Raw genomic sequence first — 16074 nt, 5'->3', positions numbered from 1 at the left:
CCTCGGGGGGCAGCGAGGACACGAAGTGCCGAGCGTGGGGGCCACCACTTTCAGTGGCGGCCGACGATGGCTGCGGTGGCCATCAGCTCTTCCAGCAGCGCCAGCGAGACCTTGCCCGACACCGCATAGGGGTTGAGCTCGGGCTTCTCGGAGTACTTCAGCAGCGTCGATGCGTTGAGCTTCGACAGGTTGACCTGCCCCATCGTCCAGCCGCCGAAGCGGCGCTCGGAGATCTCTTCGTAGTGCAGCAGCACCACGTCCTTGTGGCGCGGATCGCGCTGGATGTGGCCGTAGAGCTCGGAGATGGCCATGCGGCCGCCTTCGATGGCCTGCAGGAAGGTGCCCGCACCGTAGCAGAGGATGCCGGTGATGCCGCAGGCGGTGTTGTGGGAGCGCGATTGCGTCAGGATCGACTCGATGGCCTCGGGGCTGGTGTCGACGGCGCGGCTGGCGTAGAGGAGTCGGACCAGCATGGCTCAGTCCTTTCGGGGCAGGAGGGACAGGAATTCGCGGCGCAGGCTCGGATCTTTCAGGAACACGCCGCGCATCACGGAATTGATCATCTTGCTGTCCATTTCCTTGACGCCGCGCCAGGCCATGCAGAAGTGCTCGGCTTCCATGACCAGCGCGAGGCCGTCGGGCTGGGTCTTCTCCTGGATCAGGTCGGCCAGCTGCACCACGGCCTCTTCCTGGATCTGGGGACGGCCCATGACCCACTCGGCCAGGCGCGCGTACTTCGACAGGCCGATCACGTTGGTGTGCTCGTTGGGCATCACGCCGATCCACAGCTTGCCGATGATCGGGCAGAAGTGGTGCGAGCAGGCGCTGCGCACGGTGATCGGGCCGACGATCATCAGCTCGTTCAGGTGCTCGGCGTTGGGGAATTCGGTGAGCGAGGGCGCCGCCACGTAGCGGCCGCGGAACACCTCGTTGACATACATCTTGGCGACGCGGCGCGCGGTGTTGTCGGTGTTGTGGTCGTTCTCGACGTCGATCACCAGGCTCTGGAGCACGTCCTTCATCTTGACCTCGACCTCGTCGAGCAGCTTCTCGAGCTCGCCGGGCTCGATGAACTCCGAGATGTTGTCGTTGGCATTGAAGCGCTTGCGCGCCGCTGTGATGCGCTCGCGGATCTTGACGGAGACGGGCGTACCCTCGTCGTCGTCTTTTCGATCGGGCAGCGGTTCGACGTCGGTTTTCCTCAGCATGGCGGGGATCGTACCAGTGAATGGCTCCAGACATTCAGGGCCGCAAGGCCCATCCCTTCTTGGAGCGATGCTATCAAACAAGGAGCGAAAAATCGGCCACCAGCGGCAGGTGGTCGGACATTCTGGCCCAGATGGGACCGCGCGGCACCACGCAGGACACCGGCTCCAGGCCGCGCCCATAGACGAAGTCGAGCTGCGTCACCGGCAGGCGCGAAGGGTAAGTGAGCGTGCGCGGACCGCGCAGGTCGCTGGTGTCGCGCAGGCCCATGGCGTTCATGGCGTAGCGCATGCGCGCGCCCCAGTCGTTGAAGTCGCCGGCCACCACCACCGCCTCGCCGGGCGGCACCTCGCGGTCGATGAACTCGCGCAGCCGCGCGATCTGCCGCACCCGGCTGCCCTTGATGAGGCCCAGGTGCACCACGATGGCGTGCACCCGCCGCCCTTCCACTTCGATCATCACGTGCAGCAGGCCGCGCTGCTCGAAGCGGTGGTCGGAAATGTCCTGGTGGTTGGTGCCCAGCACCGGCCAGCGCGTGAGCAAGGCATTGCCGTGCTCGCCGTGGCGCGTGACGGCGTTGGTCTCGTAGACGGCGGTGTAGCCCTCGGGCGCGAGGAAGTCGGCCTGCGGCAGTTCGGGCCAGCGGGCGAATCGGGCCGCTGCCTGCCGGTTCATCTTGCGCACTTCCTGCAGGCAGACGATGTCGGCGTCGAGCTGCTCGATGGCGTGGCCGAGGTTGTGGATCTCGAGCCGCCTCGCGGGCCCGATGCCCTGCACACCCTTGTGGATGTTGTAGGTCGCGACCCGCAGGTTCTGCTGAACCGCTATCGCTGTGGCTGTAGCTGCCGGCTGGTTCGTCATCGCACAAATTCTGGCAGCAACAGAATGGCTTCGGCATTCGACGGGGAAAAGCAGGCGTGCGCCGCTTCGCGGTAGGGCAGCCAGCGCCAGTCGGTGTGCTCGCGCGGGTCGAGCGTGGGCACGACGCGTTCCGGCACGCGCAGGCCGAACAGATGCTCGGTGTTGTGGGTCACGCCCGGCGCATAGCGGGCGCGCCAGCGCGGGTAGATCTCGTAGACGTTGCGCAGCTGCCAGTCGACGAGCTGCGAGGCCATCAGCGTGCCTTCGCCGCACAGGATGCCGGTTTCCTCGGCCACCTCACGCGCCGCGGTGAGCGCGAGCGGCTCGTCGGCCGCGTCCTTGCTGCCGGTGACCGACTGCCAGAAGTCGGTCTCGGCATCCGCACGCCGGATCAGCAGCACATCGAGCGCCGGCGTGTGGATCACGACCAGCACCGACTCCGGGATCTTCCAGGGCCGGGAGTCGGTCGCCATGGGAGGTGCTCAGGCTTCTTCGCGAAACACCGAGGAACCGGCTTTGCCGGGCCTCTGGTGTTGCCCCCGGTAGGGGGTTGGCGAAGGGACACGAAGTGCGCGCAGCCTGGGGGCGAGCATCATGCTGCTGCCTGGGGATTGTTGCGCAGCTTGATGTGGAGCTCGCGCAGCTGCTTCTCGTCGACCGGGCTGGGTGCCTGCGTCAGCAGGTCTTGTGCGCGCTGGGTCTTGGGGAAGGCGATCACGTCGCGGATCGACTCGGCGCCGGTCATCAGCATGACCAGGCGGTCCAGGCCGATGGCGATGCCGCCGTGCGGCGGCGCGCCGTACTGGAGCGCGTCCAGCAGGAAGCCGAACTTCAGCTGCGCGTCCTCGGCGCTGATCTTCAGCGCGCGGAACACCTTGCTCTGCACTTCCTCGCGGTGGATACGCACCGAGCCGCCGCCCATCTCGATGCCGTTGAGCACCATGTCGTAGGCCTTGGCGATGCACTTCTCGGGCGCGGTGTCCATGAGGTCCTCATGGCCGTCCTTCGGCGCGGTGAACGGATGGTGCACGGCGCTCCAGCGCTGGCCTTCCTCGTCGAACTCGAACATCGGGAAGTCCACCACCCACAGCGGCGCCCAGCGGTCGTCGAACAGGCCCGTCTTCTTGCCGAAGGCGCTGTGGCCGATCTTGATGCGCAGCGCGCCGATGGCGTCGTTGACGACCTTCGCCTTGTCGGCGCCGAAGAACAGGATGTCGCCGTTGCGCGCGCCGGTGCGGGCGATGATCTCGGCCAGGGCGTTGTCGTCGAGGTTCTTCACGATCGGGCTCTGAAGGCCTTCGCGGCCGGCCGCGGCATCGTTGACCTTGATGTAGGCCAGGCCCTTGGCGCCGTAGATCTTGACGAACTCCTGGTAGGCATCGATCTCGCCGCGCGACAGGCCGCCCTCGGCACCGCCGCCGGGCACGCGCAGCGCCACGACACGGCCGCCGGGCATGGTGGCAGCGTTGGAGAACACCTTGAATTCCACGCGCTTCATCAGCTCGGTGAGTTCGGTGAATTCGAGCTTCACGCGCAGGTCGGGCTTGTCCGAGCCGTACTTGAACATCGCGTCCGCATAGCTCATGGTCGGGAACACCGGCAGCTCGATGCCCGCGGCGTTGCGGAACACGTTGCGGATCATGCCTTCGAACATCTCGCGGATCTCTTCCTCGGCGAGGAAGGAGGTCTCGATGTCGATCTGCGTGAATTCGGGCTGGCGGTCGGCGCGCAGGTCCTCGTCGCGGAAGCACTTCACGATCTGGTAGTAGCGGTCGTAGCCGGCCACCATCAGCAGCTGCTTGAAGAGCTGGGGCGATTGCGGCAGCGCGAAGAAGCTGCCGTCGTGCACGCGGCTGGGCACGAGGTAGTCGCGCGCACCCTCGGGCGTGGACTTGCCCAGCATCGGCGTCTCGATGTCGATGAAGCCGTTGGCGTCGAGGAACTTGCGCGTTTCCATCGTCACCTTGTAGCGCAGCATCATGTTGCGCTGCATGACCGGGCGGCGCAGGTCGAGCACGCGGTGCGTGAGACGCGTGGTTTCCGACAGGTTGTCGTCGTCCAGCAGGAAGGGGGGCGTGACCGAGGGGTTCAGCACCTTCAGCTCGTGGCACAGCACCTCGATCTTGCCGCTCTTGAGCTGATCGTTGGTCGTGCCTTCGGGGCGAGCGCGCACCAGGCCGGTGATCTGCACGCAGTATTCGTTGCGCAGGCTCTCGGCCACGGCGAAGGTGGAGGCGCGGTCGGGGTCGCACACCACCTGCACGTAGCCTTCGCGGTCACGCACGTCGATGAAGATCACGCCGCCGTGGTCGCGGCGACGGTTGACCCAGCCGCAAAGGGTGACGGTCTGGCCCAGCTGGGCTTCGGTCACGAGACCGCAATAGTGAGTACGCATGGCCATAGGAATCCATTCCGGCGCCTCGAGGGCGCGTTCGTTCTTTTATGAGTTGGAAGACTTCACCGCCACCGAAGCGGGGCCGCCTGGAACGACCACCCCCATCGAGACGATGTACTTGAGCGCTTCGTCCACGCTCATCTTCAGTTCGATGCAGTCGCTGCGCTTGAGCATCACGAAGTAGCCGCCCGTGGGATTGGGCGTTGTCGGCACGTAGACGCTGAGGAACTCGCCCTCGCCAAGGTGCGCGGCGACCTCATTGCCGGGCGCGCCGGTCACGAAGGCGATGGTCCACACGCCTTCGCGCGGCCATTGCACCAGCACCGCGGTGCGGAAGGCATTGCCGTTCTCGGAGAACAGCGTGTCCGACACCTGCTTGACGCTGGAGTAGATCGAGCGCACCACCGGGATGCGACGGACCACGGCATCGCCCCAGCCGAGCAGGCGCTTGCCGACGAAGTTGCTGGCCGTGGCGCCCACCACCAGCAGGATCGCCAGCGTGAGCAGCACGCCCAGGCCCCGTACCTTGTGGTCGCTCAGCCAGGTCTGCCACTGCTCGGGCAGCAGCCACAGCGTCTGGTCGAGCGTGCCGATGATCCAGTTCAGCACGCCCAGCGTGATGACCAGCGGCACGATGACCAGCAGGCCGGACAGCAACCATTTGCGCAGGGCGAGCATGGCGGTCGGAAGGCTTCAGTCGCCGCTCGACGCGGCCGGCGCGGGAGCCGGTGCGGCGGGCGCCGGAGCGGGGCTCGGCGCGGCGGTCGTGGTGGAAGAAGAGGAGGAGGAGGAGGACGAAGATTCGCCGGAGGCGGACGACGTGGCCGGCTCGGACTTCTTGCCGCCGCCATCGCGGAAATCGGTCACGTACCAGCCGGAACCCTTGAGCTGGAAGCCGGCGGCCGTGACCTGCTTTTCGAACGCACTCGCGCCGCACGCCGGGCACACCGTGAGGGGGGCGTCGGACATCTTCTGCAAAGCGTCCTTGGCGAAGCCGCAGGCGCTGCACTTGTAGGCGTAGATGGGCATGGGGAAATGAGGTCAAAAAAGCGGCGCAGCGGCCGCTCGCAAAGCCCTCGATTATAGGGGCGCCCCCGCCAGGGGACGCCCTGCCCGAGCGGCAAGCCCCGGCTTCAGGCCGGTTCCGTGGCCAGTGGGCGGTGCGGCGTGTGAGTGTTCGCCAACCATTGCGGCAGCAGCGAGCCGGCCACCATGCCCGCGAAGGAGCACAGCACGCCGGCCAATTGGGCCGGGAACACGGCACCCCAGGACGAAACCCCCAGGAAGAGCAGCCAGACGCCGATGCCCAGGACGATCGAGGCCACCGCCCCCTGCGTGGTGGCCCGGCGCCAGTAGAGGCCGCAGACCAGCGGCACGAAGGCCCCCACCAGCGGCACCTGGTAGGCGCCCGACACCTGCTCGTAGATGGACGTGCCCTGCATGCGGATCGCGTAGGCGAGCACCGCGGCGCTGAAGAGCAGCACCGTGATGCGCATGGTCATCAGGTTCTGGCGGTCGGTGCCTGCCGGGCGGAACTGGCGCCAGATGTTCTCGGTGAAGGTGACGCTGGGGGCCAGCAGCGTGGCCGAGGCGGTCGACTTGATGGCCGACAGCAGCGCGCCGAAGAACAGCACCTGCATCACGAAGGGCATCTTCTCGAGCACCAGCGTGGGCAGCACCTTCTGGGGGTCTTCCTTCAGCAGCGTGGAGGTCTGCTCCGGCATGATGAGGAGCGCGCTGGCCACCAGGAACATCGGCACGAAGGCGAAGAGGATGTACGCCAGCCCGCCGATCACCGGGCCGCGCCGGGCCGCCTTGATGCTGTTGGCCGACATCACCCGCTGGAACACGTCCTGCTGCGGGATGGAGCCCAGCATCATCGTGATGGCCGCGGCGAAGAAGAACACCATGTCGTGCAGGCTCGGCTCGGGCCAGAACTTGAAGAGGTCCTTGCTGACCGCGAAGGCCACCACCTTGTCGGCGCCGCCGGCCATGTTGCCCGCGAACATCGCGATCACGGCCAGGCCGGCCACCAGGATGATCATCTGGATGAAGTCGGTGACGGCCACCGACCACATGCCGCCGAAGAGCGTGTACGCCAGGATCGAGACCACCCCGATCACCATGCCCACCGGGATGCTGACCACGCCGCCCGACAGCAGGTTGAACACCAGACCCAGCGCCGTGACCTGCGCCGACACCCAGCCCAGGTAGCTCAGCATGATGATGAGCGAGCAGGCCACCTCGACGCCGCGGCCGTAGCGCTCGCGGTAGTAGTCGCTGATGGTCAGCAGCGTCATGCGGTAGAGCTTGCCGGCGAAGAACAGGCCCACCAGGATCAGGCAGGTGCCGGCGCCGAAGGGGTCTTCCACCACGCCGTTGAGCCCGCCCTCGATGAACTTGGCCGGGATGCCGAGCACCGTTTCGGAGCCGAACCAGGTCGCGAAGGTGGTCGTGACGATCATGTAGAGCGGCAGGTGCCGCCCGGCGATGGCGAAGTCGGTGGTGTTCTTCACTCGCTTGGCCGCGTAGAGGCCGATCGCGATGGTGACAAGCAGATAGACGATGACCAGCGTCAACAACACGGCACAAACTCCTCTAGAACAGACGCACGCGCACCAGCAATTGCATGGCGAGCAACCCCAATACAAAACCTATGCCACCGTAGACGATGGTCTGCAGCAACCGGTTGGTGCGCTTCTGTTCGGCCAGCAGTTCGAGCAGCTCGCGGCGGTTGTCGACCGGGCGATTTTCCAGGAAATCGTGCAGCAATCGAGGCAACTGGGGCAGCAATTTGGCGTACCTGGGCGCCTCCGCCTTGAGCTGCTGCAGCAGCTTCTTGGGGCCGATCTGGTCGACCATCCACTTCTCGAGGAAGGGCTTGGCCGTGGCCCAGAGGTCGAGTTCAGGGTCGATGTTGCGGCCCAGGCCCTCGATGTTGAGCAGCGTCTTCTGCAGCAGCACCAGCTGCGGCTGGATCTCGACGTGGAAGCGCCGCGAGGTCTGGAAGAGGCGCATGAGCACCATGCCCAGCGAGATCTCCTTCAGCGGCCGGTCGAAGTACGGCTCGCACACGGTGCGGATCGCCGCCTCCAGCTCGTCGATGCGGGTGCCGACCGGCACCCAGCCGCTCTCGAGGTGCAGCTCGGCCACGCGCTTGTAGTCGCGCCGGAAGAAGGCCACGAAGTTCTGCGCGAGGTATTCCTTGTCCGACTCGGTCAGCGTGCCGATGATCCCGAAGTCCAGCGAGATGTAGCGCCCGAAGGTCTCGGGCTCCAGGCTCACCTGGATGTTGCCGGGGTGCATGTCGGCGTGGAAGAAGCCGTCGCGGAACACCTGCGTGAAGAAGATGGTCACGCCGTCGCGCGCCAGCTTGGGAATGTCGACGCCGGCAGCGCGCAGGCGGTCCATCTGTGCGATGGGCACGCCCTTCATGCGCTCCATCACGATGACCTCGGGGTGGCAGAAGTCCCAGAACATCTCGGGGATCAGCACGAGGTCGAGCTCGGCCATGTTGCGGCGCAGCTGGGCCGCGTTGGCGGCCTCGCGCACCAGGTCGAGTTCGTCGTGCAGGTACTTGTCGAACTCGGCCACCACCTCGCGCGGCTTCAGCCGCTTGCCGTCGGCCGAGAGGTTCTCGAGCCAGCCGGCCATCATGGCCATCAGCGCCAGGTCTTTCTCGATGACGCCGCGCATGCTGGGGCGCAGCACCTTCACCGCGACCTCGCGCTCCTCGCCGTCGTTGGTGCGGATGGTCGCGAAGTGCACCTGCGCGATCGAGGCGCTGGCGATCGGCGTCTCGTCGAACTGCACGAACACGTCGCTCACCGGCCGGCGGAATGCGCGCTCGATGGTCGCGATGGCCACGGCCGAGGGGAACGGCGGCACGCGGTCCTGCAGGAAGGCCAGCTCGTCGGCGATGTCGGGCGGCAGCAGGTCGCGCCGCGTCGACAGCACCTGGCCGAACTTCACGAAGATGGGACCGAGGCTTTCGAGTGCCTCGCGCAGCCGCTGGCCGCGCGGCGCATTGAGGTTGCGCCCGAAGGAAAGAATGCGCGTGACCCCACGCACCCAGGGCTTCTGGAAGCTGGAGAGCACCAGCTCGTCGAGGCCGTAGCGCAGCGCGACCCAGACGATGAAAAGGCCGCGGTAGAAGCGCCTCATTCGGCGTTGCCCGCCGGGCCGACCGCCGAACCGCCGGCCTTGCCGGCGCCGCTACGGCTGCCGGCGAACTTGCGCAGCGCGTCCGCCACTCGCCGCACGGCATTGCCCAGCGTGTGCGCGGGCACGTCGCCGATCACGCGGGCGAGGTCGTCCTCGACGTCCCAGCGCACGTGGTCGACCAGCCAGTTGACCTCGGCCGCCAGCTGCACGTCGCCGATGATCTGCACGGCGGGCTTGTCGCCGCGCAGCGCTGCGCGTGCGATGTCGAAGGGGGATTCGTCGGTGACGGTGAGCGTCAGCTCGGGCACCGAGCCGGCCGGGGCCAGGCCGAGCAGGCCGGCCGGGGTGGCCACCAATTCCATGGTCACGAAGCGCCACTGGAAGCGCACCACCCGCCCCTGCTGGCGCAGCAGCCGCTGCTGGGCCTCGGGCTCCTGCTGCAGCACGTGGTTGAGGAACAGGACCGCGCGGTTCTGTATCTCGTGCACCGCCCAGTCCGGGGGCTGCAGGCGCTCTCCGATGCTGTTGAAGAGGTCGCCTAGAAAAGAGAATGGGGACGATGGTGTGGCCATGTCCCCATTATCCCGTCACTGTAGCGCCCCGCGGCTCATGGACTGCATGCCCTTTTCCAGAAACACCGCAGAACCGGCTTTGCCCATCTGCTGGTGCCGCCCCCATCAGGGGGCGGGAAAAGCGGCACGAAGTGCGCGGAGCCTGGGGTGAACTATTGAAGAGCCTGCACGCCTGCCACCAGCCAGCCGCTGTGGCCGCTGACGGGCTTGGTCATGTTCCACACTTCGCGGAACGGGCCCGGGCCGGCCGAGGCGTCTTCACGGATCATGCCGGAGAACTCCACGCTGGCCATGTAGGCGTCGGGCAGCTCCTCGATGCCGAGCAGCTTGGCGTCGAGCATCACCACTTCGGTCTTGTTGGAGGCGCCGCCCGTGTGGCTGGCGCGGTCGGCCAGCTGCGCGCGGATCTCGTCGACCATGCCGTCGGTCATCATCGAACGCAGCGTCGACACGTCGGCGCGGTCCCATGCGTCCTGCAGCGTCACGAAGTTGCGCTTCGCCGCAGCGAGGAAGCCGTCGACGTCGAAGCCGGCAGGGATGCCCCACGACTGCGAACCGCCAAGCGCAGAGCCGATCATGCTGCTGCCTGCCGCTGCACCGGCCGCCGAGAGGCTGCTGCCGTGCGGCGTGGCGTCGAAGGCCGCGTTGTTGCGCTCCCAGGGACGCGCCGAGGCATCGTTGCCGACGTTGGCGGGGCTGTACTGCACGGGAGAGCTCGCGTTGCTCGGGCTGGCACCCGCGCCCTGGAAGGCGAAGCCGCCCTGGCGGTTGCCTGCGGGCTGCGAGCGCGACTTGATCATGCGCCACACCACCACACCGGCGAGCACCAGCAGGCCGATCAGCAGGATGTTGGCGAAGCCTGCGCCCAGGCCCAGCGAACTCGCGAGCCATGCGAGGCCGAGGCCGGCGGCCAGACCGCCCAGCATCGCACCCCAGGGACGCTTCGGCGCGGCGGCCGCAGCGGGTGCAGGCGTCGCGGGTTTCGCAGCTGCAGCATTGGTCGCGCTCTGCTGCGAAGGTGCCGATGGCGATGCGGACTCGCGCTGCGTCACGTTGGACGACTGGCGCCCCATCGACTTGCCGCCACCCATGCGTGCAGCCTCTGCCTGCACGCTGCCCAGGACCAGTGCGGCTGCCAGGAACAAAGAACCCAAACTCTTCATATCGTCGTCTCCTCTCGAGCGAAAGATCCGCTTTATCAACACTTGATTCCAACATGGAGGGCAGCGATGCCCCCAGTCATGTTGTGATAGTCCACATGTCCGAAACCGCCCTCTTTCATGAGGGTCTTGAGCTCCTCCTGCGAGGGGTGCATCCGGATGGATTCGGCGAGATAGCGATAGCTCGCATCGTCGCCAGCCACGAGCTTGCCGAGCCTCGGCAGCACGTTGAAGGAGTACCAGTCGTAGGCCTTCGCGAGCGGCTTCGCGACCTTCGAGAACTCGAGCACCAGCAGCTTGCCGCGCGGCTTGAGCACGCGGTTCATCTCCTTGAGCGCGACGTCCTTGTGCGTCATGTTGCGCAGGCCGAAGGCCACGGTGACCACGTCGAAGTGGTTGTCGGGGAAAGGCAGCTTCTCCGCGTCGCAGACCATGGTGGGCAGCACCACGCCGGCGTCGAGCAGGCGGTCGCGGCCGGTGCGCAGCATGGCCTCGTTGATGTCGGTGTGGACCACCTGGCCGCTGGCGCCGACCTTCTTGGCGAAGGCCAGTGCCAGGTCGCCGGTGCCGCCTGCGATGTCGAGGACGCGCGAGCCTTCGCCCACGTTCGCGACCATGACGGTGTACGCCTTCCAGGCGCGGTGCAGGCCTGCCGACATCAGGTCGTTCATGATGTCGTAGCGCGATGCGACCGAATCGAAGACACCGCGAACGCGGCGGGCCTTCTCGCTTTCGTCGACTGTTTCGAAGCCGAAGTGTGTGGTACTCATGCGACCGATGTTAGGCCGGAAGCCTTCACATCAAGTCGACGACCCCGCGACCACGGCGGACATTTGTTGCTTTTTCAGCCCCGCCCTTTCTGGGCGTAGGGCTATCTTTTCAATAGCAGCGGCGGACTTTTGCGCCGTCCCGAAGGCCTCAATGGCTGCCGCAGGCGTGGCCGCCCTTCTCGATCATCGGCGCGTCGCGATCGACACCCGCCTCGACCAATCTGCGCTCATAGGCAGCCCACAGCTCGGCCTGCTTCTCGCCCAGTTCGTAGAGCAGGTCCCACGAGTAGATGCCCGTGTTGTGGCCGTCGCTGAAGGTCGGCTGTACCGCGTAGTTGCCCACTGCCTCGAGCTCGACGAGTTCGACATCGCGCTTGCCCGTCTGAAGCACTTCCTGCCCGGGGCCGTGGCCCTGCACTTCTGCCGACGGCGAATAGATGCGCATCAGCTCGAAGGGAATGCGGAAGGTCGCGCCATCGGAGAAGCCGACCTCGAGCACGCGCGACTGCCCATGCACGGTGATCGACTGCGGCGTCGGCGCGCCGGGTTTCAAGCCTGCCATCAGAAGCTCCTGTTGCCCAATCGCTCGATCATCGCAGCCTCGATGGCCGGCAGGCGCGCGACGATGTCCGCCTCCAGCGCCGCATCGCGCTCGCGCTGCACGGGCGCCCACACCGAGCCCGGAAAGTGGCTGTCGTTCGGAAAGCGCGCGATCACGTGCCAGTGCAGGTGCGCGACCATGTTGCCAAGCGCGGCGAGGTTGACCTTCGCCGGCTTGAGGTGCTCGCGCAGGCACTGCTCCACCACCGTCACGGCTTCCATGCACAACGTGCGATCGGCCGCGTCGAGGTCGGAGAACTCCGGCGCGTGCTCGCGCCACACCACGCGATAGAAGGCCGGGAAGCCAGCCTCCTCGGCATGGATCACGCGAAGCTTCGCGCCCTCGAACACGAGGCGCCCGCCCGGACCCTCGCACAGCACGCAGCCCTGCACCTTCGCCGTCACACCAGCACCCGCTCGATGCCGCCGCGGTTGGCGGCTTCGACGTAGTCGGGCATCCAGTCTTCGCCGAGGATCTTGTTGGCCATCTCGACCACGATGTAGTCGGCTTCGAGCAGGCCGTTGTTCAGGTCGTTGCCGTAGCGCGAGAGGCCCTGCAGGCAGCTCGGGCAGCTGGTGAGGATCTTCACGTTCTCCTTCTCGCCGACCTTGCCGGCTTCGCGCAGTGCGGCTTCGCCCTTCTTCAGCTCCTGTTCCTTGCGGAATCGGATCTGCGTGGAGATGTCGGGCCGCGACACGCCCAGCGTGCCCGATTCGCCGCAGCAGCGGTCGTTCTTGAGCACGTTGTCGCCCACCAGCGCCTTCACCGTCTTCATCGGATCCTGCTGCTTCATCGGCGAGTGGCAGGGGTCGTGGTAGAGGTAGCCGCCGCCGGCCGCATCGGCGAGCGTGATGCCCTTCTCGAGCAGGTACTCGTGGATGTCGACGATCCGGCAGCCCGGGAAGATCTTGTCGAACTGGTAGCCCTGCAGCTGGTCGTAGCAGGTGCCGCAGCTCACCACCACCGTCTTGATGTCGAGGTAGTTGAGCGTGTTGGCCACGCGGTGGAAGAGCACGCGGTTGTCCGTGATCATCTTCTCGGCCTTGTCGAACTGCCCGCTGCCGCGCTGCGGATAGCCGCAGCACAGGTAGCCCGGCGGCAGCACGGTCTGCACGCCCGCATGCCAGAGCATCGCCTGCGTGGCCAGGCCCACCTGCGAGAACAGCCGCTCCGATCCGCAGCCCGGGAAGTAGAAGACCGCCTCGGTTTCGGAGGTGGTCGCCTTCGGATTGCGGATGATCGGCACGTAGTCCGCATCCTCGATGTCGAGCAGCGCGCGCGCCGTCTTCTTCGGCAGGTTGCCCGGCATCTTCTTGTTGATGAAGTGGATCACCTGCTCCTTGACGGGCGCGGGCCCCAGCGAGGCCGGCGGCGCCGAGGTCTGCTTCTTCGCGAGGCCGCGCAGCAGGTCGTTGGCCAGGCGCTGCGCCTTGAAGCCCACGCCGACCATGCCCGCGCGCACCGCCTTGATGGTCTGCGGATTGGTCGCATTGAGGAAGAACATCGCAGCCGCGTTGCCCGGGCGGAAGCTCTTCTGGCCCATCTTGCGCAGCAGGTTGCGCATGTTCATCGACACGTCGCCGAAGTCGATCTTCACCGGGCAGGGCGTGAGGCACTTGTGGCACACGGTGCAGTGGTCGGCCACGTCCTCGAACTCCTCCCAGTGCTTGATGCTCACGCCGCGCCGGGTCTGCTCTTCGTAGAGGAAGGCCTCCACCAGCAGCGAGGTCGCGAGGATCTTGTTGCGCGGGCTGTACAGCAGGTTGGCGCGCGGCACGTGCGTGGCGCACACCGGCTTGCACTTGCCGCAGCGCAGGCAGTCCTTCACGCTGTCGGCGATGGCGCCGATGTCGCTCTGCTGCATGATGAGCGACTCGTGCCCCATGAGGCCGAAGCTCGGCGTGTAGGCGTTGGTCAGGTCGGCATGCAGCGTCTGCGGCGTGCCGGCAGGTGCGCGCAGCAGCTTGCCCTTGTTGAACCGGCCTTCGGGGTCGACCTTGGCCTTGTACTCGGTGAAGGGACGCAGCTCGTCGTCGCTCAGGAACTCGAGCTTGGTGATGCCGATGCCGTGCTCGCCCGAGATCACGCCGTCGAGGCTGCGCGCCAGCGCCATGATGCGCACCACCGCGGCATGCGCGGTCTGCAGCATGTCGTAGTTGTCGCTGTTGACGGGGATGTTGGTGTGCACGTTGCCGTCGCCCGCGTGCATGTGCAGCGCGACCCACACGCGGCCCTTGAGCACGCGCTTGTGGATGGCGGCGCACTCGGCCAGGATGGGCGCGAACTCGGCACCCGTGAAGATGGCCTGCAGCGGCTGGCGCAGCTGGGTCTTCCAGCTGGCGCGCAGCGAGTGGTCCTGCAGCTGCGGGAACAGCGTGTCGACGTCCTTCAGCCAGCCGGCCCACAGCGCGCGCGTTTCCTGCACCAGCGCCACGGCCTGCGCGACGCGGTCTTCCAGCAGCTCGGCCGCGGGGATCTCGTGCGCATCGTCGGTCTTGCCCAGCGGCAGGTTGCCGCGCGTGAGGAAGGCCTCGAGCTCGTCGGTGAGGGCGAGCTTGTTCTGCAGCGACAGCTCGATGTTGATTCGCTCGATGCCGTCGCTGTACTCGGCCATGCGCGGCAGCGGGATCACCACGTCTTCATTGATCTTGAAGGCGTTGGTGTGGCGGCTGATGGCGGCCGTGCGCTTGCGGTCGAGCCAGAACTTCTTGCGAGCCTCCGGGCTGATGGCGATGAAGCCTTCGCCGCTGCGCGAGTTGGCGATGCGCACCACTTCCGAGGTGACGCGCGCCACTTCGTTCGCGTCGTCGCCCGCGATGTCGCCGAACAGCACCATCTTGGGCAGGCCGCCGTGCGTCTTCGACTTGGTGGCGTAGCCCACGGCCTTGAGGTAGCGGTCGTCCAGGTGTTCCAGGCCGGCGAGCAGAACGCCCGAGCGCTTCTGCTCGGCGAACATGAAGTCCTTGATCTCGACGATGCTGGGCACCGCGTCCTTGGCGTTGCCGAAGAACTCCAGGCACACGGTGCGCGTGTGCGCCGGCATGCGGTGCACCACCCAGCGGCAGCTGGTGATGAGACCGTCGCAGCCTTCCTTCTGGATGCCCGGCAGGCCCGAGAGGAACTTGTCGGTCACGTCCTTGCCCAGGCCTTCCTTGCGGAAGGTGCGGCCCGGGATTTCGAGGCGCTCGCTGCGCAGCTTCGTCCTGCCGTCGGCGGCGTAGTACTGCAGCTCGAACACGGCGCTGTCGACGTCGTGGATCTTGCCGAGGTTGTGGCCGATGCGCGTGACCTCGAGCCATTCGGCCTGCGGCGTGACCATGCGCCACGAGGCGAGGTTGTCGAGCGCCGTGCCCCACAGCACGGCCTTCTTGCCGCCCGCGTTCATGGCGACGTTGCCGCCCACGCACGAGGCCTCGGCGGAGGTCGGGTCGACCGCGAAGACGAAGCCCGCGCGCTCGGCCGCATCGGCCACGCGCTGGGTGACCACGCCGGCTTCGGTCCAGATGGTGGGCACTGGATCGGCCAGGCCGGGCAGCGAGACGTGCTCGACCTCGGTCATCGCCTCGAGCTTCTCGGTGTTGATGACGACGCTGTTCCAGGTCAGCGGAATGGCGCCGCCGGTGTAGCCGGTGCCGCCTCCGCGCGGGATGATGGTCAGGCCCAGCTCGATGCAGCCCTTCACCAGCAGCGCCATCTCGGCCTCGGTGTCGGGGCACAGCACGACGAAGGGGTACTCCACGCGCCAGTCGGTGGCGTCGGTGACGTGGGCCACGCGCGAGAGGCCGTCGAACTTGATGTTGTCCTTGGCGGTGAGGCGGCCCAGCACGCGGGTGGCCTTGCGGCGCAGGGCGGCGACGTCGCGGAACTTGGTGTCGAAGGCGGCCACGGCCTCGCCCACGAGCGCGGTGAGCTCGCCCACGAGCTGGTCGCGCGGCAGGTCGCTGTCGGGGGTGCGGCGCTTCTGCACCTCGGCCAGGCGGTGCCTGAGGGCATCGACCAGCTGGCCGCGGCGGCGCGGGTTGTCCAGCAGGTCGTCGACGAGGTAGGGGTTGCGCTGGACCACCCAGATGTCGCCCAGCACCTCGTAGAGCATGCGCGCCGATCGGCCGGTGCGGCGCTCTGCGCGCAGGGTCTGAAGCAGGTCCCAGCCGCGTTCGCCCAGCAGGCGAATCACGATTTCTCGGTCGGAGAAGCTGGTGTAGTTGTAGGGGATCTCGCGCAGTCGTACCGGCTCTGCGGCCTGTGCCAATAGCGCGTTCAACGCGGTCGGAGCATTCATCGGGTGGGGCGCCTCGGCCGGGCGCTGCGCGCCCATAGCCGGGCTGTGGATTTTATTGCAGCGCCT

At 66.9% G+C, this 16074-nt stretch carries 15 protein-coding genes; all 15 read right to left on the bottom strand.

Translation table 11 applies throughout. The annotated features are described in order from the left end of the window. Positions 1-50: 50 nt before the first annotated feature. The gene (locus G369_RS0123960; protein WP_019656584.1) at positions 51-473 is read right to left on the bottom strand and encodes a BLUF domain-containing protein; all 423 of its coding nucleotides are present in this window, start codon (positions 471-473) and stop codon (positions 51-53) included. 3 nt (positions 474-476) lie between these two features. Then, the gene (gene folE, locus G369_RS0123955) at positions 477-1208 is read right to left on the bottom strand and encodes a GTP cyclohydrolase I (protein ID WP_019656583.1); all 732 of its coding nucleotides are present in this window, start codon (positions 1206-1208) and stop codon (positions 477-479) included. A 73-nt stretch (positions 1209-1281) separates the two neighbouring features. After that, complete coding sequence (locus G369_RS0123950) at positions 1282-2067, bottom strand: endonuclease/exonuclease/phosphatase family protein (RefSeq protein WP_019656582.1); 786 nt, start codon at positions 2065-2067, stop codon at positions 1282-1284. Continuing rightward, positions 2064-2540, bottom strand: a complete 477-nt coding sequence (gene nudB / locus G369_RS0123945; protein WP_019656581.1) for a dihydroneopterin triphosphate diphosphatase — start codon at positions 2538-2540, stop codon at positions 2064-2066. Before nudB ends, G369_RS0123950 begins: the two co-directional genes overlap by 4 nt. 119 nt (positions 2541-2659) lie before the next feature. Further along, positions 2660-4468 (bottom strand): aspartate--tRNA ligase, encoded by a 1809-nt coding sequence (gene aspS / locus G369_RS0123940; protein WP_019656580.1) that lies wholly within the window; start codon positions 4466-4468, stop codon positions 2660-2662. Positions 4469-4507: 39 nt separating this feature from the next. Further along, positions 4508-5140 (bottom strand): DUF502 domain-containing protein, encoded by a 633-nt coding sequence (locus G369_RS0123935; protein ID WP_019656579.1) that lies wholly within the window; start codon positions 5138-5140, stop codon positions 4508-4510. 15 nt (positions 5141-5155) lie between these two features. Then, positions 5156-5491, bottom strand: coding sequence for an FmdB family zinc ribbon protein (locus tag G369_RS37755; RefSeq protein ID WP_019656578.1), 336 nt, complete (start codon positions 5489-5491; stop codon positions 5156-5158). A gap of 104 nt (positions 5492-5595) precedes the next feature. Beyond that, the gene (locus G369_RS0123925) at positions 5596-7047 is read right to left on the bottom strand and encodes a high affinity choline transporter 1 (RefSeq protein ID WP_019656577.1); all 1452 of its coding nucleotides are present in this window, start codon (positions 7045-7047) and stop codon (positions 5596-5598) included. Positions 7048-7060: 13 nt separating this feature from the next. Further along, complete coding sequence (gene ubiB / locus G369_RS0123920; protein WP_019656576.1) at positions 7061-8626, bottom strand: ubiquinone biosynthesis regulatory protein kinase UbiB; 1566 nt, start codon at positions 8624-8626, stop codon at positions 7061-7063. Beyond that, positions 8623-9198 (bottom strand): ubiquinone biosynthesis accessory factor UbiJ, encoded by a 576-nt coding sequence (locus tag G369_RS0123915; protein WP_019656575.1) that lies wholly within the window; start codon positions 9196-9198, stop codon positions 8623-8625. The genes ubiB and G369_RS0123915 overlap by 4 nt, the downstream gene beginning before the upstream one ends. Positions 9199-9350: 152 nt before the next feature. Further along, positions 9351-10361 carry a Tim44 domain-containing protein gene (locus G369_RS0123910; protein ID WP_019656574.1) on the bottom strand — a complete coding sequence of 337 codons (1011 nt, stop codon included), beginning with the start codon at positions 10359-10361 and terminating at the stop codon, positions 9351-9353. Between the two features lie 35 nt (positions 10362-10396). Then, complete coding sequence (ubiE, locus tag G369_RS0123905; RefSeq protein WP_019656573.1) at positions 10397-11128, bottom strand: bifunctional demethylmenaquinone methyltransferase/2-methoxy-6-polyprenyl-1,4-benzoquinol methylase UbiE; 732 nt, start codon at positions 11126-11128, stop codon at positions 10397-10399. A 148-nt stretch (positions 11129-11276) separates the two neighbouring features. After that, complete coding sequence (locus G369_RS0123900) at positions 11277-11690, bottom strand: gamma-butyrobetaine hydroxylase family protein (protein ID WP_019656572.1); 414 nt, start codon at positions 11688-11690, stop codon at positions 11277-11279. Then, complete coding sequence (locus G369_RS0123895) at positions 11690-12133, bottom strand: HIT family protein (RefSeq protein WP_019656571.1); 444 nt, start codon at positions 12131-12133, stop codon at positions 11690-11692. The genes G369_RS0123900 and G369_RS0123895 overlap by 1 nt, the downstream gene beginning before the upstream one ends. Then, positions 12130-16008: a DUF3683 domain-containing protein gene (locus G369_RS0123890; protein ID WP_026346579.1), complete on the bottom strand. Its 3879-nt coding sequence runs from the start codon at positions 16006-16008 to the stop codon at positions 12130-12132. The genes G369_RS0123895 and G369_RS0123890 overlap by 4 nt, the downstream gene beginning before the upstream one ends. Positions 16009-16074 lie beyond the last annotated feature (66 nt).

The sequence above is a fragment of the Variovorax atrisoli 110B genome (genome assembly GCF_000382045.1).
Taxonomy (GTDB): Bacteria; Pseudomonadota; Gammaproteobacteria; order Burkholderiales; family Burkholderiaceae_C; genus Variovorax; species Variovorax atrisoli.
Note: the sequence above shows the minus strand (reverse complement) of the source record. Positions and strands in the feature narration are given on the sequence as shown.